This is a genomic window from Leptothrix mechoopdaensis (SeqCode) (assembly GCF_053893855.1).
The window spans coordinates 1,659,745-1,685,132 of sequence record NZ_CM132699.1 but is presented as its reverse complement, the minus strand read 5'-3'; the positions used below and the strand labels follow the sequence as shown (position 1 = coordinate 1,685,132).

Genomic DNA, 25,388 nt, shown 5'->3' with positions numbered 1-25,388 from the left:
CGGGTTCAGAACGGGAACTTCATGCCCGGCGGCAGCGGCATGCCAGCGGTCAGCTTGCCCATCTTTTCCTGGCTGACCGACTCGGCACGGCGCACCGCGTCGTTGAAGGCGGCGGCCACCAGGTCCTCCAGCATGTCCTTGTCGTCGGCCAGCAGGCTGGGGTCAATGACGACGCGCTTGACGTCGTGCTTGCAGGTCATCGTGACCTTGACCAGGCCGGCGCCGGACTGGCCCTCGACCTCGACCAGCGCCAGTTCGTCCTGGGCCTTCTTCAGGTTGTCCTGCATGGCCTGGGCCTGTTTCATCAGGCCGGCGAGTTGTCCTTTGAGCATGGTGTTGTCCTGTCGGGAAGTGGGTTGAGGAATCGGGTGGGGTGATGTCGCCCTGCCCGCATCGCTGCGGGCGGTCGGCTCGCCGGTCGGTCAACGTGGCCGGATCGAGCCCGGCACGATGCGCGCCGACGGGAAGGTCTCCAGCAGCTGGCGCACCACCGGGTCGGCGTGGATCACGTCTTCAGCCTCGGCCTGCCGGCGCGCCTTGGCGGCCAGGTCGCGCCGGGCGGCGCTGTCGACCGCCACGCCGGCCTCGACCTCGACCCGCTGCGGGCGGTCCAGCAAGGCGGTCAGCGCGGTCTGCAGGCGCTCGCGGTGGCTGGCCTGGCGCAAGGATTCGCGTTCGACCTTCAGGCGCCAGACGGTCTGGCCGTCGACCTCGTCGCAGCCGATGCACTGGGCCTGCCAGGCCAGCTCGCGCACCAGCCCGGCGACGGCGCCGCGCTCGAACAGCGCGTCGAGGGTCTGCATCCAGCGGTCCTGCTGCGGCGTGCGGTCGAAGGTGATCTGGGCCACGGCAGATGCCGGGGTCTGGGTCGGAGCCTGGGCCGGCTCGTCGCTCTCGGCGTCGTCGCGAACCCAATTCGGTTCATCGGTCCACGGCGCCGGTTCAGGGGCAGCGACCGGCGAAGCCGTGACAACCGGTTCCGGCTCGACCCAAGGCGGCGCAGGTTCACGGGCCGGCAGCATCGCGGTCGGGGTGACGGTCGCAGTGACGGTCGCAGTGACGGTCGGGGTGGCCGGGGCGACCGGCGCGGCGCGGTACTCGGCGGCCGGCCGGAGCAGCTCGCGCGACGCGGCGGGCACAGGCCTGGCAGGCGGCGACGGCGGCGGCGTGGCAACGGCCGCACGCGGCGTCACCCGTGTGCCGCTGCCCGCCGGCCGGAACGCCAGCATGCGCAGCAGCACCATCGTCAAGCCGCTGTACTCGTCGGGCGCCAGGCCCAGTTCGGCACGGCCGTGCAACGCGATGCTGTAAAGCAGCTGCAGTTCGTCGGCCGACAGCAGCGGCAGCAGCGCCTGCAGCGTCGCGGCTTCCGGATCGGCCGGATCGAGCGCCTGCGGCACGGCCTGGATCACGGCCAGACGCTGGGCCAGGTCGGACAGTTCCTCCAGCAGGCCGGCCGCCGACAGACCCAGGCCGCGCAGGCGTTCGACCGCGTCGACCAGCCCGGCGCCGTCGCTGGCGCCGAGCGCCTCGACGATGCGGACCGCGTGGGTGCGGTCGACGGCCCCGAGCATCTGCCGCACCGCCGTCTCGGCCAGCTGGCCGCCGGCATAGGCGATCGCCTGGTCGGTCAGCGACAGCGCGTCGCGCATCGAGCCGTGGGCGGCGCGTGCGATCAGGCGCAGCGCGGTTTCCTCGAATGGCACCTGCTCGGCGCCGAGCACGGCATGGAGGTGCTCGGCGACGGTCTCGCCGGCCATCGGCCGCAGGTTGAACTGCAGGCAGCGGCTCAGCACGGTGACCGGCACCTTCTGCGGGTCGGTCGTCGCGAGCACGAACTTGAGGTACTCGGGCGGCTCCTCGAGCGTCTTCAGCATCGCGTTGAAGGCGGTCGTCGAGAGCATGTGCACCTCGTCGATCATGTAGACCTTGTAGCGGCCCACCACCGGCTTGTAGACGGCCTGGTCGAGCAGCTGGCTGATCTCGTCGACACCCCGGTTGGAGGCCGCGTCCAGCTCGACGTAGTCGACATGCCGGCCGGCATCGATGTCGCGGCAGGCGCTGCAGACGCCGCAGGGCGTGGCGGTGATGCCGCCGTTGCCGTCGGGGCCGGTGCAGTTCAGGCTCTTGGCGAGGATGCGCGAGACGGTCGTCTTGCCCACGCCGCGCGTGCCGGTGAACAGGTAGGCGTGGTGCAGCCGCTGCTGCGTCAGCGCATTGGTCAGCGCCTGGACGACGTGGCCCTGGCCGACCATCTCCGAGAAGGTGCGCGGGCGGTACTTGCGGGCCAGGACGACGTAGGACATGGGCGGCGATTCTAGGGGCGCCGATCGGCCCTGCCGGAGCGCCCGGACCGGTGCCCGGGCCGGGCTGGCCGATAATCCCGCCCCATGAATTCCGCACCGAACACGACCACGCTGAGCTACGACCAGGCCGGCGTCAACTACGACCTGATCGACCCGCTGAAGATCGCCGCGCAACGCGCTGCGGCCTCCACCGCGAGCCAGCTCGCGCACCACGGCTTCAGCGAGATCCTGGCCTCGCGCGGCGAATCGGCCTACGTGGTCGACGTCGGCCCCTTCTACCTCGCCTCGATCGTCGAATGCCTGGGCACCAAGACCCTGGTGGCCGACGAGATGGCCCGCCTGACCGGCGTCAGCCGCTACGACGCGATCGCGCAGGACACCATCGCGATGGCGATCAACGACCTGATCACCGTCGGCGCGACGCCGCTGGTGGTGCAGGCCTACTGGGCCGCTGGCGGCTCCGACTGGTTCGGCGACGCGCAACGCGCGCAGGCCCTGGTGGCCGGCTGGAAGAAAGCCTGCGAGACCTGCCAGGTCGCCTGGGGCGGTGGCGAGACGCCCGCACTGGCCGGCATCGTCGAGAGCGGCCGGGTCGACCTGGCCGCGTCCTGCACCGGCCTCGTCAACCCGAAGCAGCGCCTGTCGCTGGGTGACCGGCTCGGCGCCGGCGACGCGATCGTGCTGCTGGCCTCCAGCGGCATCCACGCCAACGGCCTGAGCCTGGCGCGCAAGCTGGTTGAACGCCTGCCGCAGGGCTACCTGACCGAGGTCGCGCCCGGCCTGACCTACGGTGACGCGCTGCTGGCCCCGACCACGCTGTACTCGCCGGTCACCGAGGCGCTGTGGAAGGCCGGCATCACGCCGCACTACTGCGCCAACGTGACGGGTCACGGCTGGCGCAAGCTGCTGCGCCATCCGGCCGAACTGAGCTATCGCATCCACACCCTGCCGAGCGTGCCGCCGGTGCTGAAGTTCATCCAGGAACAGGCCCGCCAGGACGACCGCGAGGCCTACAGCACGCTCAACATGGGCGCCGGCTTCGCGCTCTACGTGGCCGCCGAGGACGCGCAGCGCTGCGTCGAGATCTCGCGTGCACAGGGCATCGAGGCCTGGGTCGCCGGCACGGTCGAGGCCGGCCCGAAGCAGCTCGACATCGAGCCGCTGGGCATCCGCTGGGGCGGCGAAGACCTGCAGCTGCGCTGACCGCCACGGCCGGAGCGGCGCGCCGTGATCCCCTGGCTGCCCGATGACGAGCCGGAGGACGCCGCCGAAGGCGCGCTGATCTGGCCTTTCCCGCCGACCGCCCGCGCGCTCGGCCCCGACAGCGACGCGCCCGGCCTGCTCTGCGCCGGCGGGCGCCTGAGCGTCGCGCGGTTGCTGCAGGCCTATCGCCACGGCATCTTCCCCTGGTACAGCGACGGCCAGCCGGTGCTCTGGTGGACGACCGACCCGCGCATGGTCCTGCAGGTGGCCGATTTCCGGCTGCACCGCTCGCTGCGCAAGGCGTTGCAACGCTTCCTGGCGACCCCCGGCTGCGAAGTCCGCGTCGACAGCGCCTTCGAGGCCGTCATGCGCCACTGCAGCGGCACGCCTCGCGCCGGCCAGTCGGGCACCTGGATCGTCGACGAGGTGATCGACGCCTACGTGCGCCTGCACCGCGCCGGCCACGCGCATTCGTTCGAGACCTGGGTCGACGGCGAACTGGTCGGCGGCCTCTACGGCGTCAACATCGGCCGGATGTTCTACGGCGAGTCGATGTTCGCGCGCCGCACCGACGCCTCGAAGTTCGCGCTGGCCGCGCTGGTGGCCTGCTGCCGCGCCCACGGCATCGACTGGATCGACTGCCAGCAGGAGACCGCGCACCTGGCCTCGATGGGCGCGCGCCCGGTGTCGCGTTCGCAGTTCGAGCGACACCTGGCCGGGGTGGTCGACCTGCCGCCGCCGCAGGCTTGGTCCTATGATCCGGCGAGCTGGACGCAGGTCGGCCTGCGCCTCCATCCCGACGGTTCCGACTCGCCCAACCCCGACGCCGCGTGACGCACCCGACCGACCTGCCCCTCGCCCAGCTGCAGTTCTACGCAACCGCGCCCTACCCCTGCAGCTACCTCAGCGACCGCATGGCGCGCTCGCAGGTCGCCACGCCGTCGCACCTGATCAACGCCGACACCTATTCGGGCCTGGTGGCCGCCGGCTTCCGGCGCAGCGGCATGTTCACCTACCGGCCCTATTGCGACGGCTGCCAGCGCTGCGTGCCGCTGCGCATCCCCGTGGCCGACTTCGTGCCGCGCCGGGCCCAGCGGAGGGCCTGGAAGCAGCACGGTGACCTGGTCACCCGGGTGCTGCGGCTGGGCTTCGTGCCCGAGCACTACGCGCTCTACCTGCGCTACCAGAACGAGCGCCACGCCGGCGGCGGCATGGACCAGGACTCGATCGACCAGTACACCCAGTTCCTGCTGCAGAGCCGCGTCAACTCGCGCATCGTCGAGTTCCGCCTGCCGGGTGATGCCGACGGCCGCCCGGGCGAGCTGAAGATGGTGTCGATCCTGGACGTGCTCAACGACGGGCTGTCGGCCGTCTACACCTTCTACGCGCCCGAGGACAAGGCCAGCTACGGCACCTACAACGTGATGTGGCAGATCGCCCAGGCGCGCGAGCTGGGCCTGCCCTACCTCTACCTCGGCTACTGGATCGAGGCCAGCCGCAAGATGGCCTACAAGGCCCAGTTCAACCCGCACGAACGGCTGGTCGACGGGCAGTGGCAGCGCCGCATCGGCCTGGACGACGGCGCGGCCTGAGCGTCCAGCCCGGAAGGCCGTTCAGGCCCGCACGAACAGCGTGCGCAGCGGCTCGTCGCCGAGCTGACGGCTGCAGTGGCCATGCACCTTCGGATCGAAGGTCGCGCCCGCTGGCAGCACGTCGGCCGAATAGAAGTGGTCGCCCGGCTTGAAGACGCGCTTGCTGCCGTCCTGCAGGCCGATCTCCATCGCCCCGCCGATCACGAACAGCCACTGCGGCTCGCCGGTGCAGTGGAAGTCGCTGCGGAAGCCGACCGGGCTCTCGCGCAGCTGGAAGCCGCTGCTGGGCATGAGTGCCGACAGACGCGCCTGCGGCTTGCCCTGGTCGAGCGGGATGACGGCTTCCTCCCAGCGCGCGTAGCCGTCCTCGCCGGTGACAAGGCGGACCTGGGTGAAGTGCGGGAGGGTGGCGAAATCCTGGCTCATGGATGCTCCTGTGGCGGCCCGCGCCGACCGGGCGCGGTCAAAAACGGCGCGGACCATAACACGCACGTAACGGCCGGCCGACGCCAGAATCCGGGCCGTTCCAGGACCTCTGCCCGCCTCTCTCTCCACACGCCTCTCCACACGCCTCTCCACACGCCTCTCCACACGCACACACGACCATGAACGCGACTTCCGCCCCCTCCGCGACCTCTCGCATCGCCCTCGTCACCGGCGCCGGTTCCGGCATCGGCAAGGCCTGCGCGCAAGCCCTGCTGCACGAGGGCTGGACCGTCGTGTACGCCGGCCGCACGGCGGCGACGCTGGACGCGGCCATTGCCGCAGCCGATGCAGCGCAGCCCGGCTGCGGCGCAAGGGGCTGGAGCCATGCGGTGGACGTTGGCGACGAGGCCTCGGTGCGGTCGCTGTTCGACGCCATCCGCGCCCGCCACGGCCGGCTCGACCTGCTGTTCAACAACGCCGGCATCTTCCCGCCCGGCGGCACGCCCGACGTGCTCGACGGCACGGCCTGGCGGCGTTCGGTCGACACCAACCTCAACGGCGCCTTCTACTGCCTGTCAGCCGCCTTCGCGCTGATGCGCGCGCAGTCGCCGCAGGGCGGCCGGATCATCAACAACGGCTCGATCTCGGCCCATGCGCCGCGCCCGAACTCGATCGCCTACACGACCACCAAGCACGCCATCACCGGCCTGACCAAGGCGGCGGCGCTGGACGGCCGGGCCTTCGACATCGCGGTCGGCCAGATCGACATCGGCAACGTCGCCAGCGAGATGACCGAGCGCATGGCCGCCGGCATCCTGCAGGCCGACGGCAGCATCCGGCCCGAAGCCCGCATGGACATGTCGGCGGTGACCGGGACCTTCATGGCGATGGCCCGCCTGCCGCTGTCGGCCAACGTGCTGTTCACCACCGTCATGGCCACGCGCATGCCCTTCGTCGGCCGCGGCTGACCGCCTCGCGCCCGCCCGGCGCGCCCCGGAAACCACCTTCGGGTTTCCCCCATGCACCAAGCGCAGGCGCCCCGCGCGCTGCGCTGGTGCAAAAAGCCGGCAGTGACCGGCGCAGGCCGCTGGCACGGCTCCTGCAATGACTTCGGCAAGCCCCGGTGCAATGGCGTACCGGCGGCAACAGGCATCGGACAAAGGCGTCCGACCCGTCGCCCGCGACCTCTGTCGTCGGCGCGTGGTCGAGACGCCTTTCGTTTTTTCCTCTCGTGTTTCTCGCTTCCCGTTTTTCCATCAGCCGGAGATCAGCCATGTTCAAGCCCGAAGGACTCCTCAGCGCAGGCCGTCGCCAGTTCATCAAGGAGACGGCCGCGGTGTCGACCGCCGTGGTCGCCGGCTCGGCGCTGTCGACGACCGCCTGGGCGGCCGGTTCCGATGCCCCCGAGAAGAAGGAGATCCGCGTCGGCTTCATCCCGCTGACCGACTGCGCTTCGGTCGTGATGGCCTCGCTGCTGAAGTTCGACGAGAAGTACGGCATCAAGATCATCGCGAGCAAGGAATCGTCCTGGGCCGCCGTGCGCGACAAGCTCGTCAACGGCGAACTGGATGCGGCGCATTCGCTCTACGGCCTGATCTACGGCGTCCACCTCGGCATCGGCGGGCCAAAAAAGGACATGGCCGTGCTGATGACGCTCAACCACAACGGCCAGGCGATCACGCTGTCGAAGAAGCTGGCCGACAAGGGCGCGGTCGACGGCACCGGCCTGGCCAAGCTGATGAAGTCGGACCCGCGCGAGTACACCTTTGCGCAGACCTTCCCGACCGGCACGCACGCGATGTGGCTGTACTACTGGATGGCCGCGCACGGCATCGACCCGATGAAGGACGCCAAGGTCATCACCGTGCCGCCGCCGCAGATGGTCGCCAACATGCGCGTGGGCAACATGGACGGCTACTGCGTCGGCGAACCGTGGAACCACCGCGCGATCGCCGATGGCATCGGCATCACCGCGACGACCACGCAGGACATCTGGCGTGACCACCCCGAGAAGGTGCTCGGCACCACCGCCGAGTTCGTCCAGAAGAATCCGAACAGCGCGCGTGCGCTGATCATGGCCGTGCTCGAAGCCGGCCGCTGGATCGACGCCGGCCTTCAGAACAAGATGAAGATGGCCGAGGCCATCGCCGAGAAGTCCTACGTCAACACCACCGTCGACGTCATCAACCAGCGCATCCTGGGCCGTTACCAGGACGGCATGGGCAAGACCTGGGACGACCCGAACCACATGAAGTTCTTCAACGATGGGGCGGTCAACTACCCCTACCTGTCGGACGGCATGTGGTTCCTGACCCAGCACCGCCGCTGGGGCCTGCTGAAGACCGATGTCGACTACCTGGGTGTCGCCAAGGCGATCAACCAGACGGCGCTCTACAAGGAAGCGGCCGCGCAGGTGAAGGTCAATCTGCCAAAAAGCGACCTCCGCACCAGCAAGCTGATCGACGGCACGACCTGGGACGGCAAGGACCCGGTGAAGTACGCCGGCGCCTTCAAGATCAAGGCGGCGTGAGCCCCGGCCCCCACAGGAGCAACCTCGATGAGCGCAACCACGCTGGCCCTGTCGGGCCTCACGACCCCCGCCCAGCCGATCACGTCCAGCCCGGCCCCGCTGGCCCTCGTCGTGGCCCACCCGGCGGCCGAGGAACTGGCCGAGGCCGTCGCGCATTCGCAGGCCCAGACCCACGGCGACACGGTGGCCCGCGAGCAGACCGCCGCGCTGCTGCGGGCCCAGCGCCGGGTGCTGCTGACGCGCGTCGTCGCGCCGCTGCTGGGCTTCGCGCTGATGCTGCTGGTGTGGCAGCTGGTGGCGCAGAGCGGCGACAAGCAGCTGCCCGGCCCGCTGACCACCTGGGATGCCGCCGTGAAGCTGTTTGCCGACCCGTTCTACGTCAAGAGCCCGAACGACCAGGGCATCGGCTGGAACGTGCTGTCCTCGCTGAAGCGGGTCGGCCTGGGCTTCGGCCTGGCCGCGCTGGTCGGCATCCCGCTGGGCTTCGCGGTCGGGCGCTTCAACTTCCTGCACCAGATGCTCGACCCGATCATCAGCCTGCTGCGCCCGGTCTCGCCGCTGGCCTGGCTGCCGATCGGCCTGATGGTCTTCAAGGCCGCCAACCCGGCCGCCATCTGGACCATCTTCATCTGCTCGATCTGGCCCATGGTGATCAACACCGCGGTGGGGGTGCGGCAGGTGCCGCAGGACTACCTCAACGTCGCCCGCGTGCTCGACCTGAGCGAGTGGACCGTCATGCGCCGGATCCTCTTCCCCGCCGTGCTGCCCTACATGCTGACCGGCGTGCGGCTGGCGGTCGGCACGGCCTGGCTGGTGATCGTCGCCGCCGAGATGCTGACCGGCGGCCAGGGCATCGGCTTCTGGCTGTGGGACGAGTGGAACAACCTCAACGTCGCCCACATCCTGATCGCGATCTTCGTGATCGGTGGCGTCGGCCTGCTGCTGGAAGGCCTGCTGGTCGCCATCGCCCGCCGCTTCGAGTACCGCTGAACCGCGCCAACCGGAAACGACCAGGAACCCCGATGAACACGAGCCCAACGCCCGCCGCCACCGCCCCGGTGCGCGACCAGAGCCGCTTCCTGAGCATCAGCCAGGTCGGCATGACCTTCCCGACCCGCAAGGGCCCGTTCGTCGCGCTGCGCGACATCGACCTCGACGTCGCCCGTGGCGAATGCATCGCGCTGATCGGCCATTCCGGCTGCGGCAAGTCGACGCTGCTGAACCTCGTCGCCGGCCTGACCACGCCGACGCAGGGCGTGCTGCTGCTCGACGGCCGCGAGCTGCGCGGCCCCGGACCGGACCGCGCGGTGGTGTTCCAGAACCACTCGCTGCTGCCCTGGCTGACCTGCCTGGACAACGTGCTGCTGGCGGTCGAGCGCGTGTTCGGCGCCAATGAGAAGAAGGCCCAGCTGCGCGAGCGTGCCCGCGCCGCGCTGGAGCTGGTCGGCCTGACCCATGCCGCCGACAAGCGGCCGGGCGAGATCTCCGGCGGCATGAAGCAGCGCGTGGGCATTGCCCGGGCGCTGGCGATGGAGCCCAAGATGCTGCTGATGGACGAGCCCTTCGGCGCGCTCGATGCACTGACGCGCGCCAAGCTGCAGGACGAGATGATGAAGATCGTCGCGGCCACCGGCTCGACCGTGATGATGGTGACGCACGACGTCGACGAGGCGGTGCTGCTGTCCGACCGCATCGTGATGCTGACCAACGGCCCGGCCGCCACGATCGGCGAGGTGCTGGACGTGCCGCTGCCGCCGCTGCGCGAGGCCGCCCGCAATCGCCTGGAGATGGCGCACGACCCGCGTTATCTGCAGGCCCGCGAGGCGGTGCTGGAGTTCCTCTACGCCAAGCAGGCGCATGTCGAGGCACACGCCGCATGACACGCGACGACCTTCCGCAGCGCCGCCAGCGGCTCGTCCTGGTCGGCAACGGCATGGCCGGGATCCGCACGCTGGAGGAGCTGCTGAAGATCGCGCCCGGCCTGCACGACATCACCGTGTTCGGCGCCGAGCCGCACCCGAACTACAACCGCATCCTGCTGAGCCCCGTGCTGGCCGGCGAGCAGACGGTCGACGAGATCGTGCTGAACCCGCTGGACTGGTACCGGCGCCACGGCATCACGCTGCACCTGGGCCGTCAGGTCACCCGCATCGACCGTGTCCGCCGCGTGGTGGTGGCCGACGACGGCACCGAGGCGCCGTATGACCGGCTGCTGATCGCGACCGGCTCGACGCCGTTCAAGCCGCCGATCCCCGGCCGCGACCTGGACGGCGTGATCGCCTACCGCGACATCGCCGACACGCAGGCCATGATCGAGGCGGCCCGCACCCACCGCCATGCCGTCGTCATCGGCGGCGGCGTGCTCGGGCTGGAGGCCGCCAACGGCCTGCGACAACGTGGCATGGACGTCACCGTGGTCCATCTGGCCGCCTGGCCGATGGACCGCCAGCTCGACGCCGCCGCCGGCGCGCTGCTGCGCGCCGAGCTGGAGTCGCGCGGGCTGCGCTTCGAGCTGGGCGCGCAGACCGCCGCGCTGCTCGGGAACCCCGATGGCCACGGTGATGACCACGGTGATGACCACGGCGATGCCGGCGCCGGCCGGGTCCGCGCGGTGCGTTTCCAGGACGGCCGCGAGATCCCCGCCGACCTGGTCGTGATGGCCGCCGGCATTCGCCCGAACACCGCCCTGGCCGAGGCCGCCGGGCTGCGCTGCGACCGCGGCATCGTCGTCAGCGACACGCTGCAGAGCGTCACCGATCCGCGCATCTACGCGGTCGGCGAATGCGCCGCGCACCGGGGCGTGGCCTATGGCCTGGTCGCGCCGGTGTTCGAGCAGGCACGCGTCTGCGCCACGCACCTGGCCGAGAACGGCCTGGGCCGCTACGTCGGCAGCCAGGTCAGCACGCAGCTGAAGGTCACCGGCATCGCGCTGTATTCGGCCGGCAACTTCATGGGCGGCGACGGCCATGAGGAGATCACCCTCAGCGACCCGCCCGCTGGCGTCTACCGCAAGCTCGTGCTGCAGGGCGACCGGCTGGTCGGCGCCTGCCTGTATGGCGACACCGCCGATGGCGCCTGGTACCTGCAGCTGATCCGCGAGGGCCGCGACGTGCGCGGCATCCGTCATGCGCTGATGTTCGGCGCCGAGGCCTGAGTCGTCGCCATGTCCGAGACCCGTTCCACCTGCCCCTACTGCGGCGTCGGCTGCGGCGTGATCATCGAACACGAGGCCGGCGCGATCACCGGCGTGCGCGGTGATCCTGACCATCCGGCCAATCTTGGCCGCCTCTGCACCAAGGGCAGCACGCTGCACCTGACGGCCACGCCGGTGCTGCTGCAGACCGCCCGCCTGCACCGGCCGATGGCCCGCGCTGCGCGGGGTGCGCCACTGGCGCCGATCGGCTGGGACGTGGCGCTCGACCGGGTCGCCGACCGGCTGGCCGACACCATCACCACGCACGGCCCGGACGCGGTGGGCTTCTACCTGTCGGGCCAGCTGCTGACGGAGGACTATCACGTCTTCAACAAGCTGGCCAAGGGCCTCGTCGGCACCAACAACGTCGACACCAACTCGCGCCTGTGCATGAGCAGCGCGGTGGCCGGCTACAAGGCCAGCCTGGGTGCCGATGCGCCGCCGGCATGCTACGAGGACCTGGCGCTGGCGCGCTGCGTCTTCATCACCGGCAGCAACATGGCCTGGGCCCATCCGGTGCTGTTCCGCCGGCTGGAGGACGCCCGCGCCGCCCAGCCGGCGATGAAGCTGGTGGTGGTCGACCCGCGCCGCACCGAGACCGCTGCCGTGGCCGACCTGCACCTGCCGATCCGCCCCGGCACCGACGTGACGCTGCACCACGCGTTGCTGCACGTGATGCTGGCCGAGGGCCTGCACGACCCCGCCTGGATCGCCGCGCACACGAACGGCTTCGAGGCGCTGCGCGAGCGGGTCGCAACCCTCACGCCCGAACGCGCCGCGCAGGTCTGCGGCGTGCCGGCCGCCGACATCGTGCAGGCGGCCCGCTGGTTTGCCGGCGTCGACGCGGGCGGCGGTCCGCGCCAGCCCACGCTCAGCCTGTACTGCCAGGGCCTCAACCAGAGCAGCAGCGGCACCGACAAGAACACCACGCTGATCAACCTGCACCTGGCGACCGGCCAGATCGGCCGGCCCGGCGCCGGACCGCTGTCGCTGACCGGCCAGCCCAACGCGATGGGCGGGCGCGAGGTCGGCGGCATGGCCACGCTGCTGGGCGGTCACCGCGACCTGGGCAACGCCGCCCACCGCGCCGAGGTGGCCGCGCTGTGGGGCGTCACCGACGTGCCCGCCGCGCCCGGCAAGGCCGCCGTGCAGATGTTCGAGGCGGCGGCCGACGGCCAGATCAAGGCGCTGTGGATCGCCTGCACCAACCCGGCCCAGTCGCTGCCCGATCAGGCGATGGTGCGGCGCGCGCTCGAACGCTGCGAGTTCGTCGTGCTGCAGGAGGCCTATCGCCACACCGCGACGACGCCCTACGCCGACCTGGTCCTGCCGGCCAGCAGCTGGGGCGAGAAGGAAGGCAGCGTCACCAACAGCGAACGCCGCATCAGCCGCGTGCGCCCGGCCATCGCCGCGCCCGGCGAAGCCCGCCACGACTGGACCATCGCCCGCGACGTGGCGCAGCGCCTGGAGACACGCCTGCCGTCGCGCCGCGTGCCCGCATCGGCCGGCCGCTCGATGTTCGACTTCCCGACGCCCGAATCGGTCTGGCTGGAACACCGCGAGATGACACGCGGCCGCGACCTCGACATCAGCGGGCTGGACTGGGCCCGGCTGGACCGTGGCCCCGTGCAATGGCCTTGCCCGGAAGGCCGCTCGACCGGCACGGCGCGGCTCTACACCGATGGCCGCTTCGTGACGCCCGACGGCCGCGCCCGCTTCAGCGCACCGGTGCCGCGCGAGACAGCCGAATCGGTCGATGCCGACTACCCGCTTGCCTTGACCAGCGGCCGGCTGCGCGACCAGTGGCACGGCATGAGCCGCACCGGCACGCTCGGCCGCCTGCTGGCGCACACGCCCGAGCCGGCGCTGCAGCTGCATCCGGTCGCACTCGCGCGGCAAGGCCTGACGGACGGCGATCTCGTGCGCGTGGCGTCGCGGCGCGGTGCGCTGGTGTTGCCGGTCCAGGCCAGCGACGAACTGGCCGCCGACGCCGCGCATCTGGCGATGCACTGGGGCAGCGAGGTGCTGATGGGCCGCGACAGCCAAGGCGTCAACGCGCTGACGCAGCCGGTCTGCTGTCCGGGCTCCGGCCAGCCCGAGCTGAAACACAGCGCGGTTCGCGTCGAAGCGGTCGACCTGCCCTGGCGCGTCGTCGCCGCTGCGTGGTTGCCCGAGGCCGACTGGGTCGTCGCGCGGGAAGGGATCCAGGCGCTGATGGCAGATCAGCCGGACGCCCCGGACGCGCCCTACGCCAGTTGCGTCCCCTTCGGCCGCGAACCGCAAGGCCGTGTCGGCCTGCTGCTGCGCGTGGCCGCCCACGGCCCGGCATCGGCCTCCTGGCTGCAGCGCCTGCAAGGCCTGCTGCGGCTCGATGGCGACGACGTGCTGCGCTATGCCGACGCCCACGCCGGCCAGACCCGCGCGGTGCGGCGCGATGCGGCCGGTCGCCTGTCGGCCTTCCTGCTGGCCGGCGACACCCGCGCGTCGACCTGGATGCTCGACCTGCTGCAACAGGACGGCGACGCCGCCGCGCTGGGCCGCACGCTGCTGGCCGCCACGCCCGCCGCGCCGACGGCGGTGGCCGCCCGCAGCCCGCAGGTCTGCGCCTGCCTCGACGTCAGCGAACAGCGCATCCACGACGCACTCGCCCGTTTGCCTGGCTCATGCCATGAGCCCGCCGAGCGACTCGGCCGGCTGCAGTCCGAACTGAAGTGCGGCACCCAATGCGGCAGCTGCCTGCCCCGGCTGCGCACGCTGGTGCAGGTCCGCATCCTGGAGACGACATGAACACGATCCACCCCGTCACGCTGATCGGCGCCGGCCCCGGCGACGCGGACCTGCTGACGATCAAGGCGGTGCGGGCACTGCGCCGCGCCACCGTCGCGCTGGTCGACGACCTGGTGCAGCCCGAGGTGCTGCGCTACCTGCGCCGCGACGCCCGCGTCATCCGCGTCGGCAAGCGTGGCGGCCAGGTCAGCACGTCGCAGGCCTTCATCCACAAGCGCCTGATCGCCGAGGCGCAGCGCGGCGAGCGGGTCGTGCGGCTCAAGGGCGGCGACCCGTTCGTGTTCGGCCGTGGCGGCGAGGAATGCAGTGCCTTGCGCGCAGCCGGGCTGGCGGTCGAGGTGATCGGCGGCCTGACCTCGGGCATCGCCGCGCCCGCCGCCATCGGCATCCCGGTGACCGACCGCCGCTGCGCCCCCGGCGTCGCGCTCGTCACCGGCCACGCCCAGGACGGCGGCCACGCGCCCGACTGGTCCGCGCTGGCCCGCACCGGCCTGACGCTGGTCGTCTACATGGGCCTGGCCCGGCTCGACGACATCGTCACCGGCCTGCGCGAAGGCGGTCTGCCGGGCTCGACCCCGGTCTCGCTGATCCACGCGGCCCACACGCCGCAGCAGCGCCACCTGCACAGCCGCCTCGACGCGGTGGTCGCCGACGTCGCCCGTGCCGGCCTCGCCAGCCCGGCCATCGTCGTCATCGGCGACGTCGCGGCGCTGGCGCCCGACCATCCGCTGGCGGCTGCGGCCGTCGCCCCCCAAAAGGGGGACTCGCTCCTTCGGGCGATGGCCTGACTCGGGGTTCGCGGGCAACTTGCGGGGTTTCATCTTCCGCGTGAGCGCCTCATGGACCATCCGATCCGACTCGAAACCCGGAACGCATCGCGTTCCCGCCTTTCCCTGGTGTTTCCTCTGGCTTATGATGTACATGTACACACAAGCAAAGAGAACACCATGCCTGTCACCCGCGTTTTCAAGAACGGCAATTCGCAGGCCGTGCGCATCCCGGCCGAACTGGCCTATGACCGCTGGGACATGGATCTGCTGATCGAGCGCCACGGCGACGAACTGCACATCCGTCCGGTCCGGCGCCGCATCGGCGACGTGATGGGCGCGCTGGCGCGTTTCAGCCCTGGATTCATGGCGGACGGCCGCGAAGAGAACCTCGAAGGCGAACGGGCGCCGCTGTGAATCCTCGCTACCTGCTCGACACCAACATCTGCATCTACCTGATCCGGCACCAGCCGCCCGAAGTCGCGGCGCGTTTCGCGCAGTGCTTCGTCGGCGATGTGGCGATGTCGGCGATCACCCGGGCGGAACTCGAATACGGCGTGGCCTGTTCAGGCGACCAGGTCTTGCGCAACCGGGAGGCCCTCGATGCCTTCCTGGCCGAAGTGCCGGCCATGCCCTTCGACGACGCCTGCGCCCTCGCCTACGGCCCTGTCCGGATGGCCACCCGGGAACGACGCCGCGACGCGCTCGACAAGCTCATCGCCGCCCACGCCCTGGCACTCGACGCGATCCTGGTCACGAACAACCCGGCCGACTTCGCCGCCTATCCGGGCCTGCGCACCGAGAACTGGGTGGCGATGCCCGGCTGACGAAGGCCGGGACTTGCTCCCGCCACGAAAAAGGGCCGCATCGCTGCGGCCCTTCGTCATTCAGGCATCAGACAGCAGGCAGCAGGCATGGCCTGCGTGCCGCTTCAGCCCGACACGGTCAACCCAGCACGGCGTGCGACAGGTACGCGGTGTCGGCCAGGGACAGCGTCGCGGACGTCGTGGCGGCGTCGACGGTCAGCATCCGGTGCGTGATGGCGCTGTGGTTGCCGACCGCGTCGAAGGCTTCGACGCCGAGGTCCACGGTGCGTGCCGTGCTGCCCTGGATCTCGCTCGCGACGAAGGGGGCGCTCCAGTGGCCGAATCGGTCGGCCGTCACCGTCTTGCTGACGTCGCCCCAATGGACGGTCACGCCGGCGTTGGGCTCGGTGTAGCCCGTCACCTTGACACCGGCGGCGGCCTCTGCGGCCGTGACGCGGTTGTCGCCGGCAACCGCCAGCACCCACGGGGTTGCCGGGGCGAACAGGTCGACCATCACGCCCATGAGCGAGGTCTCGCTGCTGTTGCCGTGGTCGTCGACCGCCGAGGCGGTCACGGCGCGGTCCGACGGACGCGACGGGATCTCGGCCTGCGTGAAGGTCGTCGCCCAGGCGCCGGCGTCGTCGGACATGACCGAGTGGCTCGTTGCACCCCAGCCCACCTTCACCAGCGTGTGCGCCTCGGCCGTGCCGGAGATGTCCACGCCTGCGGCCGCCTCCTTCGCGTTGACCTTGCCGTCGCCAGCCACCGCCACGATGACGGGCGACAGCGGCGCCACGGTGTCGACCAGCACGGGGTGGACGACAACGGGGTTGGCATCGGCCGTCGGCGGGTTCAGCAGCTTCGCGGTCACGTCGACGTTGACGCCGTTCACGGCCGGGACCTGGTCCTTGCCGAAGCTGACCTGCCAGTGGCCGCCGGCATCAGCCAGCACGACCTTGTCGGCATCGCCCCAGTGGACTTGGACCCAGCGGCCGGCCGCTGCGGTGCCCGAGACCGCCACGCCCGCTGCCGCCTCGGCGGCGAGGAGGACGTCGTTGCCGGCCACCGCCTGGATCGTGACGGGCACGGCAGGCGCGGCCGGATCACCCGGCGACATGCCGGCGACGACGACGTTCTGGCGCACCGTCTCGCCCGCATTGCCGGCCACGTCGAAGGCCTGCGCGGACACCTCGACGGTCCGCGCCGCCGGGTCCTTGACGAGGATCTGGGCGGCCTCGAAGGTCGTGCTCCAGACGCCGCGATGGTTGGCGGTGACGGTCTTGCTCGCGTCACCCCACTTGACGATCAGGCTGGCGTCGGCTTCCGCCACGCCCGAGACGGCCACGCCGGCCGAGACCTCGGCTTCGGTGACCTGCGTGTCCACCACCAGGCTCGACGCCTTCGGCGCGACGGTGTCGACCCGCACGGACTCGCGCATCCAGCCGCTGACCTTGCCGGTCGTGCCATCGGTGAACTGGGCCCGGATCTCGGTCTCGCGACCCCAACCCGACGTCGACACCGGGATCTCGGTCGCGCTGAAGGCGGCCGTCCAGTTGCCGGCGTCATCGGTGGCCACGCTCTTGATCGTGTTGCCCCATTGCACGCGGACCTGGCCCTTGGCCGTGGCCATGCCCGAGACGGTCACGCCGTCGCGGACCTCCTGGGCGTTGATCAGGTTGTCGCCGCTCACCGGGTTGAGGGTGGTGCCATTGCCGATGACCGGAGGGCGGTTGCCGCCCGGCCATCCGTGGTCGGCGTCCGGGCCCGGGCGGCCGGACTGGGCGGCTGCATCCGCCACGGCCACGGCCGCGGTCACGCCTTCAGCGGCCATCAGCGTGGACGCGCCTGCCGCGACGCCGTCGCGGGTCACGGCGTGGTGCGTGACGGCGCTGACATTGCCGGCCGTGTCGATGAGCCTCGCGGTCACGTCGACCACGGCCGAGGTGACCGACATGACCTCGTTGGACGTGAACTGGGTCGTCCATTCGCCCCAGCGGTCCACCGTCACCGAGCGGGTGTACCGGTCCCACTGGACCACGACGGTGGCGCCGGGTTCACCCAGGCCGCGCACGTAGACGGAGTCCCTGGCTTCGGCAGGCGACAGGTGGTCATCAACGGCGACCTTGAGGACGACCGGCGCCATCGGTGCGACCAGGTCGAACACCGGGCTCTGGCGCACGGTGGACTGACCCACATTGCCGCTGGCATCGACGGCGAGGGCGACGATGTCCCTGGCGTTGCGATTGCCCATGACTTCCTGCGACGTGAAGTCGGCATTCCAGTTGCCCTTGCCATCGGTCTGGACCGACTTCATCACCGTGCCCCAGCGGACCTCGACCCGTGAGTTCATCTCGGCGGTGCCGCTCACCTTGATGCCTGCGGCGGCCTCGGCCACATTGATCTTGTCGTCGCCGGTCACGGCCAGGATCACCGGCTTGGCCGGCGGGGTCGTGTCGACCAGGACGCTGCGCGTCACCGGTGCCGACGGCACCAGCGGGTTGCCGATCGGCTGGGCGCTGATGCTGGTGCGGATGCCATCGCCGCGCGGGACTTCGCCAGGTTCGAACGCCATGGACCATTGCCCGGTCGCATCGGTCATGACCACCCTGGAGCTGCTGCCCCACATGACACGCACGAGGCCCAGGGGCACCGAGGTGCCGGTCACGCGCACGCCCAGCGCGACTTCTGCAGCATTGACACGGTCGTCGCCCGAGACGACGCCGATCGTGGTCGCGGGGGTGGCGATCGGCTTCTGGGCCTGTCCAGTCGCCGTCGCGGAAGTGAAGTTGCTTGCCATCTGAATTACCGGTTGTGGATGAAACAACGCCCGAGTCAGGAACGACCCGGGCGGAGCGTCATCAGATGGCGTAAACCTCTCAGCGACTATCGCTGATCGAGGCTAATAACCTCACATAAACCGGTCAGGTGCGCAGCAACGACAGGCTCAATGCACCGTCACGCCGGTCGCCTTCTGGATGTCCTCGCGCGACACGCCGGGTGCGGCCTCGACGAGCTTCAGGCCCTCGGGGGTCACGTCCAGCACGGCCAGGTCCGTGATGATCCGGTTGACCACGCCGACGCCGGTCAGCGGCAGGGTGCACCTGGGCAGGATCTTCAGGTCGGTCGAGCCGTCCTTCTTGGTCGCGACATGCTCCATCAGCACGACCACGCGGCCGACGCCGGCCACCAGGTCCATCGCGCCGCCCATGCCCTTGACCATCTTGCCGGGGATCATCCAGTTGGCCAGGTCGCCGTGTTCGCTGACCTGCATCGCGCCCAGGATGGCGAGGTTGATCTTGCCGCCGCGGATCATCCCGAAGCTGTCGGCGCTGCTGAAGATGCTCGATCCCGGCAGCGTCGTGACGGTCTGCTTGCCGGCGTTGATCAGGTCGGCGTCGACGGCGTCATCGGTCGGGAACGGGCCGATGCCCAGCAGGCCGTTCTCGCTCTGCAGCCAGACCTCCATGCCTTCGGGCACGTGGTTGGCGACCAGCGTGGGCAGGCCGATGCCCAGGTTCACGTAGTAGCCGTCCTGCAGCTCGCGGGCTGCGCGCGCGGCCATCTCGTCTCGGGTCCATGCCATGTGTGTTGCTCCTGGCTCAGTCGTTGAGCCTGTCAGGCCGCCGTCTTGCGGACGGTGCGTTGTTCGATGCGCTTCTCGGGGGTCTCGTTGAGCACGATGCGGTGCACGAAGATGCCCGGCAGATGGACCTGGTCTGGATCGAAGGTGCCCGTCTCGACGATCTTCTCGACCTCGACGACGGTGATCTTGCCGGCCTGCGCCACGTTCGGATTGAAGTTGCGCGCGGTCTTGCGGAAGACGAGATTGCCGCTGCGATCGGCCATCCAGGCCTTCACCAGCGACACCTCGGGGGTCAGCGAACGTTCCATCACGTAGGTGTGGCCGTCGAATTCGCGCAGCTCCTTGCCCTCGGCCACGATGGTGCCCACGCCGGTCTTGGTGAAGAACGCCGGGATGCCCGCGCCGCCCGCCCGCAGCTTCTCGGCCAGCGTGCCCTGGGGCGTGAACTCCAGCTGCAGCTCGCCGCTGAGGTACTGACGCTCGAACTCCTTGTTCTCGCCGACGTAGCTGGAGATCATCTTGCGGATCTGGCGCGTCTGCAGCAGCTTGCCCAGGCCGAAGCCGTCGACACCGGCGTTGTTCGAGATGACGGTCAGGTCCTTGACGCCGCTGGCCTGCAGCGCGTCGATCAGGGCCTCGGGAATGCCGCACAGGCCGAAGCCGCCGACGGCCATCAGCTGGCCGTCCCGGACGATGCCGTCGAGCGCGGCTGCCGCGCTCGGGTAAACCTTGTTCATGCGTGGGTCTCCACAGGGGTGACAGGGGTGGTTCGGAACGGCGTGCAGCGTACTACTTAAGCCCTTACGTAGTGGATACGTAGAATTGACTCAGGGTTTGCCCGGAGCCTGCATGAACGACCTCGACTACCGCACCGCCTTCGACCTCGCGCCCATCGGCATGGTGCTGTCGCGCAACCGGCTGATGGTCGACTGCAACCGCCAGATGCTGGCGATGTTCGGGGCCCAGCGCGAACAGCTGATCGGCCTGAGCTTCGAGGTGCTCTACCCCAGCACGGCCGAGTTCGAGCGCACCGGCGCGCGCATCGTCGCCAGCCTCGGCCGCGACGGGCGGTATGCCGACGAACGGGTCATGAAGCGGCTGTCGGCGCCGGGTGGCGAGGAGCTGTTCTGGTGCCATGTCTCGGGCCGCGCGCTCGACCCGTCGCAGCCGCACGCGGCGGGCATCTGGACCTTCGAGGACCTGTCGGCCGTGCGCCAGCTGAAGGCCGACCTGACGCCGCGCGAACGCGAGATCGCCGCGCTGCTGATCGAGGGCCTGACCAGCAAGCTGATCGGCAAGCGGCTGGCCATCAGCCCGCGCACCGTCGACGTCTACCGGGCCCGGCTGATGCGCAAGTACGAGGCCGCGACGACGCCGGAGCTGGTCCACAAGCTGCTCAGCGCCTGAGCCGCGGGCCGGCCTTCGGGCGAGCCTTCGGGCAAGCCCGCGTACCGCCACGGGACAGATCCGACGCCGTTTGACGCTCCCCGGGGCCGGGCGTATGTTGCGCCGCTGGTCCGATGGACCGACAAGCCAACACGAGGAGACTCCCGATGATCCAGTTCCAGGTCAATGGCCAGGCGCGCAGCGTCGACGCCGACCCCGAGATGCCGCTGCTGTGGGCGCTGCGCGAGAACCTGCAGCTGACCGGCACCAAGTTCGGCTGCGGCATGGCGCTCTGCGGCGCCTGTACGGTCCACCTCGACGGCCAGGCGGTGCGCTCGTGCCAGACGCCGCTGTCGGCCGTCGCGGGCCGGCAGGTCGTGACGATCGAGGGGGTCGGCGCGCAGCCGGTCGGCAAGGCCGTCCAGGCGGCCTGGATGAAGCTGGACGTGCCGCAGTGCGGCTACTGCCAGTCCGGCCAGATCATGAGCGCCTGCGCGCTGCTCAAGGACAAGGGCAAGCCCAGCGAGGCCGACATCGACGCGGCCATGAGCGGCAACATCTGCCGCTGCGGCACCTACAACCAGATCCGCGCGGCCATCCAGGATGCCGCGCAGACGCTGACGAAGGGAGCGTGAGATGGCCCGCCACGACATTCCCCTCGACACCCCGCTCGACAACACCCTCGATCGCCGAGCCTTCCTCGGCGCCTCCGGTGCGGCGCTGGTCCTCGGCTTCGCGCTGCCGTCGGGCGCGCTGGCCGCCGGTCGGCAGGACACGCTGGCGCCCGGCCATGTGCTGAACGCCTGGGTCCGCATCGGCAGCGACGACACCGTCACCGTCATCTGCGGCTCGGCCGAGATGGGCCAGGGCGTGCTGACCGCGATCCCGATGCTGCTGGCCGAGGAACTCGACGCCGACTGGGCCCGCGTGCGGGTCGAGCAGGCACCGGCCGATCCGGCCTACAACAACCCGATGTTCGGCATGCAGGCGACCGGCGGCAGCACGACGGTGCGCGGCCACTGGGAGCCGCTGCGCAAGGCCGGTGCCGCCGCCCGCGCGATGCTGGTCGCGGCGGCGGCCGAGAAGTGGAAGGTCGACCCGTCGCAGTGCCGCACCGCCGACGGCGTGGTCAGCGGACCGGGCAAGCTCAGCGCCCGCTATGGCGAACTGGCCGAGGCCGCGTCGCGCCTGCCGGTGCCGACCTCGGTCGCGCTGAAGGACAGCAAGGACTTCAAGATCCTCGGCCAGCCCAAGAAGCGGCTGGACACGCCGCTGAAGCTCGATGGCAGCGCCAAGTACGGCATCGACGCGCAGGTGCCGGGCATGCTGGTCGCGGTGATGGCGCGCGCGCCGATGCCGGGCGCCAAGGTCCGCACGCTCGACGACGCCGCCGCCAAGGCGGTGCCGGGCGTGCGCCAGGTGATCAGCATCCCGCACGGCGTGGCGGTGCTGGCCGATGGCTACTGGACCGCCCGCAAGGGCCGCGACGCGCTGAAGATCGAGTGGGACCACGGCGAGACCGCCGGCCTGTCGACCGCCAAGGTCGAGAAGATGCTGGCCGACGCGGCCCGCGCCGGGGCGCCGTCGGTGGCCAAGGCCGCGGGCGACGTCGCGGCCGGCAGGGCGTCGGCGGCCCGCACGCTGGAGGCCGACTACAGCGCGCCCTATCTCGCCCATGCCTGCATGGAGCCGATGAACTGCACCGCCTGGGTCAAGGGTGACGAGGTCGAGATCTGGGCCGGCACGCAGAGCCAGGGGCCGGCGCAGGGCATCCTGGGGGCGGTCGCGCAGGTCGCGCCGGCCAAGGTCAAGGTCCACACGATGATGCTGGGCGGCGGCTTCGGCCGGCGCTTCGCACCCGACTTCGCGATCGACGCGACGCTGCTGTCCAAGCTCAGCGGCAAGCCCGTCAAGCTGATCTACACCCGCGAGGACGACATGGCGGCCGGCTACTACCGGCCCGCTTCCGCGACACGCTTCACCGGTTCGCTGGATGGCACCGGCAAGCTGGTGGCACTCAGTGCGGACGTCGCCTCGCCGTCGATCATGGGCGGCTCGGGCTTCATGAAGGTGCCCGAGAACGGCGTCGACCATTTCGCGGTCGAAGGCATCGCCGACATGCCCTACGACATCCCCAACCTGCGCCTGGCCTACAGCCGTCAGGAGCCCGGTCCGCAGGTGTGGTTCTGGCGCTCGGTCGGGCACTCGCAGAACATCTTCTTCATGGAGGGGTTCATCGACGAACTGGCGCTGGCCGCCGGCCAGGACCCGTACGAGTTCCGCCGCAGCCTGCTGGGCAGTCAGCCGCGCTACAAGGGCGTGCTGGAAGCCGCCGCGCAGAAGGCCGGCTGGGGCCGCCCGCTGCCGGCCGGCGTGTTCCGCGGCATCGCGGTGGGCATGAGCTTCGGCAGCTACGTGGCCGAGGTCGCCGAGGTCTCGGTCGCCGCCGACGGCACGCCGAAGATCCACCGCATCGTCGCGGCGGTCGACTGCGGCCAGGTGGTCAACCCGGCCATCGTCGCCCGCCAGATCGAGGGCGGCATCGTCTACGGCCTGAGCGCCGCGCTGTACGGCAAGCTCGAGATCGCCGACGGCCGCGTCACCACAGGCAACTTCCACCAGTACCCGGTGCTGCGGATGAACGAGGTGCCGAAGATCGAGGTCCACATCCTGCCGAGCAACGAGAAGCCCGGTGGCATCGGTGAACCCGGCACGCCGCCCGCCGCGCCGGCCGTCGTCAACGCCATCGCGGCGGCGACCGGCCAGCGGCTGCGCAGCCTGCCAATCGACACGGCGAGGCTGCGCAAGGCCTGACCGGCAGGCCCGGGCCTGCGGCGTTCAGCGGCGTCGCAGGCGGTCGACGTCCAGACTGCCGTCGGGCATCAGCCAGGCGCGCAGCTCCAGCTCGTCACCGGGGCGCGGCAGCCGGTCGCGCCGGCCACCGCCGGGCAGCACCAGGCCGTCCAGCGTGCCGTCCGCCGACATCACGCCGCGCAGCCGGATGCGCGCACCGGCGCGGATCGGCGCGGGCTTGCCGGTGGCGTCGCGGGCGCCTTCGCGGACCCAGTCCTCGACCAGCCGGATCTGTTCGTCGGTCAGCCAAGGCGGGCCGTCGAAGGGCATGCGCGGCGACGCATGGCCCTTGACGCGGCGGACCAGCTCGCTGGCCTCCGGTCGGCCCGGGACGATGCGGGCGCGGTCGTTGGCCGACACGGCGGCCTCGTAGCTGTTGAGCACGTAGCCTTCCGGCGCCGGCCCCATCACGCCCTGCGGGCTGTGGCACTTGGCGCAGCGGGTCGCGAAGATCGGTGCGACATGGGTCCACGTCGCCGCCTGCCCCGGCGCCGGCTTCGGTGCCGCGACCGGCGCGGCCGGGGCCACCGCCGCACCGGCCGGCAGGCCGGCGGCGATCCAGCGTTCGATCCGGCCGATGTCGGCGTCGTCCACCCACTGCGGCCCGGTCAGCGGCATGCGCGGCAGGCTGATGCCCTTCAGACGCTTGACCAGCTCGCTGTTGGCCGGCTGACCGCTGCTGACGACAGGGCCGCGCGCACTGCCCTTGTTGAGGCCGGCCAACGTGTCCAGCGACAGCCCCGCCGCCGCGCTGGTGCCGCTGTGGCAGACGACGCAACGCTGCTGGAACAGCGGCTGCAGGTCGGACCAGGTCGGCTCGGCGGCGTTGGCCGTGGCGCTGCCGAACAGGCCGGCCAATCCGATCAACCCGATCAACTCGATCAGCACGGCCTTCGCGCGTGACGGCAGCCCCTTCATGCGCGTTGCCCTTCCGGCAGGACCTGCGGGTTCAGCGCCGTCGGCGGCTTGCCGCCGGTGAAGCGGGCGATCAGGTTGTCGGCCGCGAGGTTGGCCATCGCCATCCGGGTCGGGATGCTGGCGCTGCCGATGTGCGGCGTCAGCACGATGTTGGGCACCTTCAGCAGGTCCGGATGCACGGCCGGCTCGCCTTCGAAGACGTCCAGGCCGGCAGCGGCGATGACGCCCTGGCTCAGCGCCTGAGCCAGCGCCGCGTCGTCGACGATGCCACCGCGGGCGATGTTGGTCAGCGTGGCGGTCGGTTTCATCCTGGCGATCTGCTCGGCACCGATCAGGTGGTGCGCCGCCGGGCTGTAGGGCAGCACGATGATCAGGTGGTCGGACTCGCGCAGCAGGCCGTCGAAGTCGACCCAGCGCGCGCCCAGCGGCTGCTCGATCTCGGCGGCCAGCTTCGAGCGGTTGTGATAGACGACCTTCATGCCGAAGCCGAGCGCGCCCCGCCGGGCAATCGCCTGGCCGATCCGGCCCATGCCCAGGATGCCGAGCGTGCGGCCATGCACGTCCTGGCCGCACATCATGTCGACCGACCACTTCTGCCAGCGACCGGCGCGCAGGTAATGCTCGCTCTCGGCCAGCCGGCGCGCGGCGGCCATCATCAGCGCGAAGCCCAGGTCGGCGGTGGTCTCGGTCAGCACGTCGGGCGCGTTGCTCGCCATCACGCCACGTTCGGTGCAGGCCGGCACGTCGATGTTGTTGTAGCCGACGGCCATGCTGCAGACCGCCTTGAGCTGCGGGCAGGCCGCCAGCAGCGTGCGGTCGATCGGCTCGCTGGTGGTGATGAAGACGGCGTCGAAGCCTTGCAGCCGCGTGATCAGCTCGTCGCGGCCGAGCACCGCGTCGTCGGTGTTGACCTCCAGCTCGAAGTGCGCGCGCAGCCGGTCGAGGACCGGCTCGAAGACGTTGCGGGCAACCAGCAGGCGGGGCTTGGTGGACATGTCGTTTCCTTCTGTTCCGGGTCCGGGTGTGGGGGTGGTGTGG

General features: G+C 70.7%; 22 protein-coding genes and 1 pseudogene. 15 read left to right on the top strand and 8 right to left on the bottom strand.

Annotated elements, in window-relative coordinates; translation table 11 throughout:
* Positions 1-5 precede the first annotated feature (5 nt).
* Together ACWA7K_RS07480 and dnaX are read right to left on the bottom strand one after the other, a co-directional pair.
* Positions 6-332 carry a YbaB/EbfC family nucleoid-associated protein gene (locus tag ACWA7K_RS07480; RefSeq protein WP_456167167.1) on the bottom strand — a complete coding sequence of 109 codons (327 nt, stop codon included), beginning with the start codon at positions 330-332 and terminating at the stop codon, positions 6-8.
* Between the two features lie 90 nt (positions 333-422).
* Positions 423-2,306: a DNA polymerase III subunit gamma/tau gene (gene dnaX / locus ACWA7K_RS07475; RefSeq protein WP_456167165.1), complete on the bottom strand. Its 1,884-nt coding sequence runs from the start codon at positions 2,304-2,306 to the stop codon at positions 423-425.
* 84 nt (positions 2,307-2,390) lie between these two features.
* Here dnaX and ACWA7K_RS07470 point away from each other — a divergent pair, with 84 nt between their 5' ends.
* The 3 genes from ACWA7K_RS07470 to ACWA7K_RS07460 are packed head-to-tail and all read left to right on the top strand — an operon-like array spanning position 2,391 to position 5,101.
* Positions 2,391-3,509 carry an AIR synthase-related protein gene (locus ACWA7K_RS07470; RefSeq protein WP_456167163.1) on the top strand — a complete coding sequence of 373 codons (1,119 nt, stop codon included), beginning with the start codon at positions 2,391-2,393 and terminating at the stop codon, positions 3,507-3,509.
* Between the two features lie 24 nt (positions 3,510-3,533).
* On the top strand, positions 3,534-4,343 hold the full coding sequence (gene aat, locus ACWA7K_RS07465; protein WP_456167161.1) for a leucyl/phenylalanyl-tRNA--protein transferase: 810 nt from the start codon (positions 3,534-3,536) through the stop codon (positions 4,341-4,343).
* On the top strand, positions 4,340-5,101 hold the full coding sequence (locus ACWA7K_RS07460; protein ID WP_456167159.1) for an arginyltransferase: 762 nt from the start codon (positions 4,340-4,342) through the stop codon (positions 5,099-5,101). Before aat ends, ACWA7K_RS07460 begins: the two co-directional genes overlap by 4 nt.
* 21 nt (positions 5,102-5,122) lie before the next feature.
* Here the strand turns inward: ACWA7K_RS07460 and ACWA7K_RS07455 are convergent, their stop codons facing one another.
* Positions 5,123-5,527, bottom strand: a complete 405-nt coding sequence (locus ACWA7K_RS07455) for a hypothetical protein (protein ID WP_456167157.1) — start codon at positions 5,525-5,527, stop codon at positions 5,123-5,125.
* 179 nt (positions 5,528-5,706) lie between these two features.
* On the opposite strand from ACWA7K_RS07455, the gene ACWA7K_RS07450 reads away from it, so the two are divergent.
* From ACWA7K_RS07450 to ACWA7K_RS07410, 9 genes and pseudogenes are all read left to right on the top strand, one after another.
* The gene (locus ACWA7K_RS07450) at positions 5,707-6,495 is read left to right on the top strand and encodes an SDR family oxidoreductase (protein ID WP_456167155.1); all 789 of its coding nucleotides are present in this window, start codon (positions 5,707-5,709) and stop codon (positions 6,493-6,495) included.
* 305 nt (positions 6,496-6,800) lie between these two features.
* Positions 6,801-8,057 carry a CmpA/NrtA family ABC transporter substrate-binding protein gene (locus ACWA7K_RS07445; RefSeq protein WP_456167153.1) on the top strand — a complete coding sequence of 419 codons (1,257 nt, stop codon included), beginning with the start codon at positions 6,801-6,803 and terminating at the stop codon, positions 8,055-8,057.
* Positions 8,058-8,084: 27 nt separating this feature from the next.
* The gene (gene ntrB, locus ACWA7K_RS07440) at positions 8,085-9,047 is read left to right on the top strand and encodes a nitrate ABC transporter permease (RefSeq protein WP_456167151.1); all 963 of its coding nucleotides are present in this window, start codon (positions 8,085-8,087) and stop codon (positions 9,045-9,047) included.
* A 110-nt stretch (positions 9,048-9,157) separates the two neighbouring features.
* A complete protein-coding gene (locus ACWA7K_RS07435) occupies positions 9,158-9,937 on the top strand; it encodes an ABC transporter ATP-binding protein (RefSeq protein ID WP_456168712.1) in 780 nt (259 codons plus the stop codon).
* Positions 9,934-11,199, top strand: a pseudogene (locus ACWA7K_RS07430) (NAD(P)/FAD-dependent oxidoreductase); the annotation flags it as partial. The gene ACWA7K_RS07435 and the pseudogene ACWA7K_RS07430, both read left to right, overlap by 4 nt.
* A gap of 21 nt (positions 11,200-11,220) precedes the next feature.
* Positions 11,221-14,037 (top strand): nitrate reductase, encoded by a 2,817-nt coding sequence (locus ACWA7K_RS07425; RefSeq protein ID WP_456167148.1) that lies wholly within the window; start codon positions 11,221-11,223, stop codon positions 14,035-14,037.
* Positions 14,034-14,825, top strand: coding sequence for a uroporphyrinogen-III C-methyltransferase (cobA, locus tag ACWA7K_RS07420; RefSeq protein ID WP_456167146.1), 792 nt, complete (start codon positions 14,034-14,036; stop codon positions 14,823-14,825). Before ACWA7K_RS07425 ends, cobA begins: the two co-directional genes overlap by 4 nt.
* A gap of 159 nt (positions 14,826-14,984) precedes the next feature.
* Positions 14,985-15,221 carry an antitoxin gene (locus ACWA7K_RS07415; RefSeq protein ID WP_456167144.1) on the top strand — a complete coding sequence of 79 codons (237 nt, stop codon included), beginning with the start codon at positions 14,985-14,987 and terminating at the stop codon, positions 15,219-15,221.
* The gene (locus ACWA7K_RS07410; RefSeq protein ID WP_456167142.1) at positions 15,218-15,631 is read left to right on the top strand and encodes a PIN domain-containing protein; all 414 of its coding nucleotides are present in this window, start codon (positions 15,218-15,220) and stop codon (positions 15,629-15,631) included. Before ACWA7K_RS07415 ends, ACWA7K_RS07410 begins: the two co-directional genes overlap by 4 nt.
* Positions 15,632-15,749: 118 nt before the next feature.
* On the opposite strand, the gene ACWA7K_RS07405 is transcribed toward ACWA7K_RS07410, so the two are convergent.
* The 3 genes from ACWA7K_RS07405 to ACWA7K_RS07395 all read right to left on the bottom strand — a co-directional run bounded on the left by ACWA7K_RS07405 (position 15,750) and on the right by ACWA7K_RS07395 (position 19,930).
* A complete protein-coding gene (locus ACWA7K_RS07405; RefSeq protein ID WP_456167140.1) occupies positions 15,750-18,407 on the bottom strand; it encodes a hypothetical protein in 2,658 nt (885 codons plus the stop codon).
* Between the two features lie 147 nt (positions 18,408-18,554).
* Positions 18,555-19,193: a CoA transferase subunit B gene (locus tag ACWA7K_RS07400; protein ID WP_456167138.1), complete on the bottom strand. Its 639-nt coding sequence runs from the start codon at positions 19,191-19,193 to the stop codon at positions 18,555-18,557.
* Positions 19,194-19,225: 32 nt separating this feature from the next.
* Positions 19,226-19,930, bottom strand: coding sequence for a CoA transferase subunit A (locus ACWA7K_RS07395; RefSeq protein ID WP_456167136.1), 705 nt, complete (start codon positions 19,928-19,930; stop codon positions 19,226-19,228).
* A 112-nt stretch (positions 19,931-20,042) separates the two neighbouring features.
* Here ACWA7K_RS07395 and ACWA7K_RS07390 point away from each other — a divergent pair, with 112 nt between their 5' ends.
* The 3 genes from ACWA7K_RS07390 (at position 20,043) to ACWA7K_RS07380 (ending at position 23,393) form a co-directional block, all read left to right on the top strand.
* The gene (locus tag ACWA7K_RS07390) at positions 20,043-20,600 is read left to right on the top strand and encodes a LuxR C-terminal-related transcriptional regulator (RefSeq protein ID WP_456167134.1); all 558 of its coding nucleotides are present in this window, start codon (positions 20,043-20,045) and stop codon (positions 20,598-20,600) included.
* 146 nt (positions 20,601-20,746) lie between these two features.
* Positions 20,747-21,214, top strand: a complete 468-nt coding sequence (locus tag ACWA7K_RS07385) for a (2Fe-2S)-binding protein (RefSeq protein ID WP_456167132.1) — start codon at positions 20,747-20,749, stop codon at positions 21,212-21,214.
* Between the two features lies 1 nt (position 21,215).
* The gene (locus tag ACWA7K_RS07380; protein WP_456167130.1) at positions 21,216-23,393 is read left to right on the top strand and encodes a molybdopterin cofactor-binding domain-containing protein; all 2,178 of its coding nucleotides are present in this window, start codon (positions 21,216-21,218) and stop codon (positions 23,391-23,393) included.
* A gap of 24 nt (positions 23,394-23,417) precedes the next feature.
* Here ACWA7K_RS07380 and ACWA7K_RS07375 read toward each other — a convergent pair whose 3' ends face one another.
* On the bottom strand, positions 23,418-24,350 hold the full coding sequence (locus ACWA7K_RS07375) for a c-type cytochrome domain-containing protein (RefSeq protein WP_456167128.1): 933 nt from the start codon (positions 24,348-24,350) through the stop codon (positions 23,418-23,420).
* Positions 24,347-25,345, bottom strand: a complete 999-nt coding sequence (locus tag ACWA7K_RS07370) for a 2-hydroxyacid dehydrogenase (RefSeq protein ID WP_456167126.1) — start codon at positions 25,343-25,345, stop codon at positions 24,347-24,349. The genes ACWA7K_RS07375 and ACWA7K_RS07370 overlap by 4 nt, the downstream gene beginning before the upstream one ends.
* Positions 25,346-25,388 lie beyond the last annotated feature (43 nt).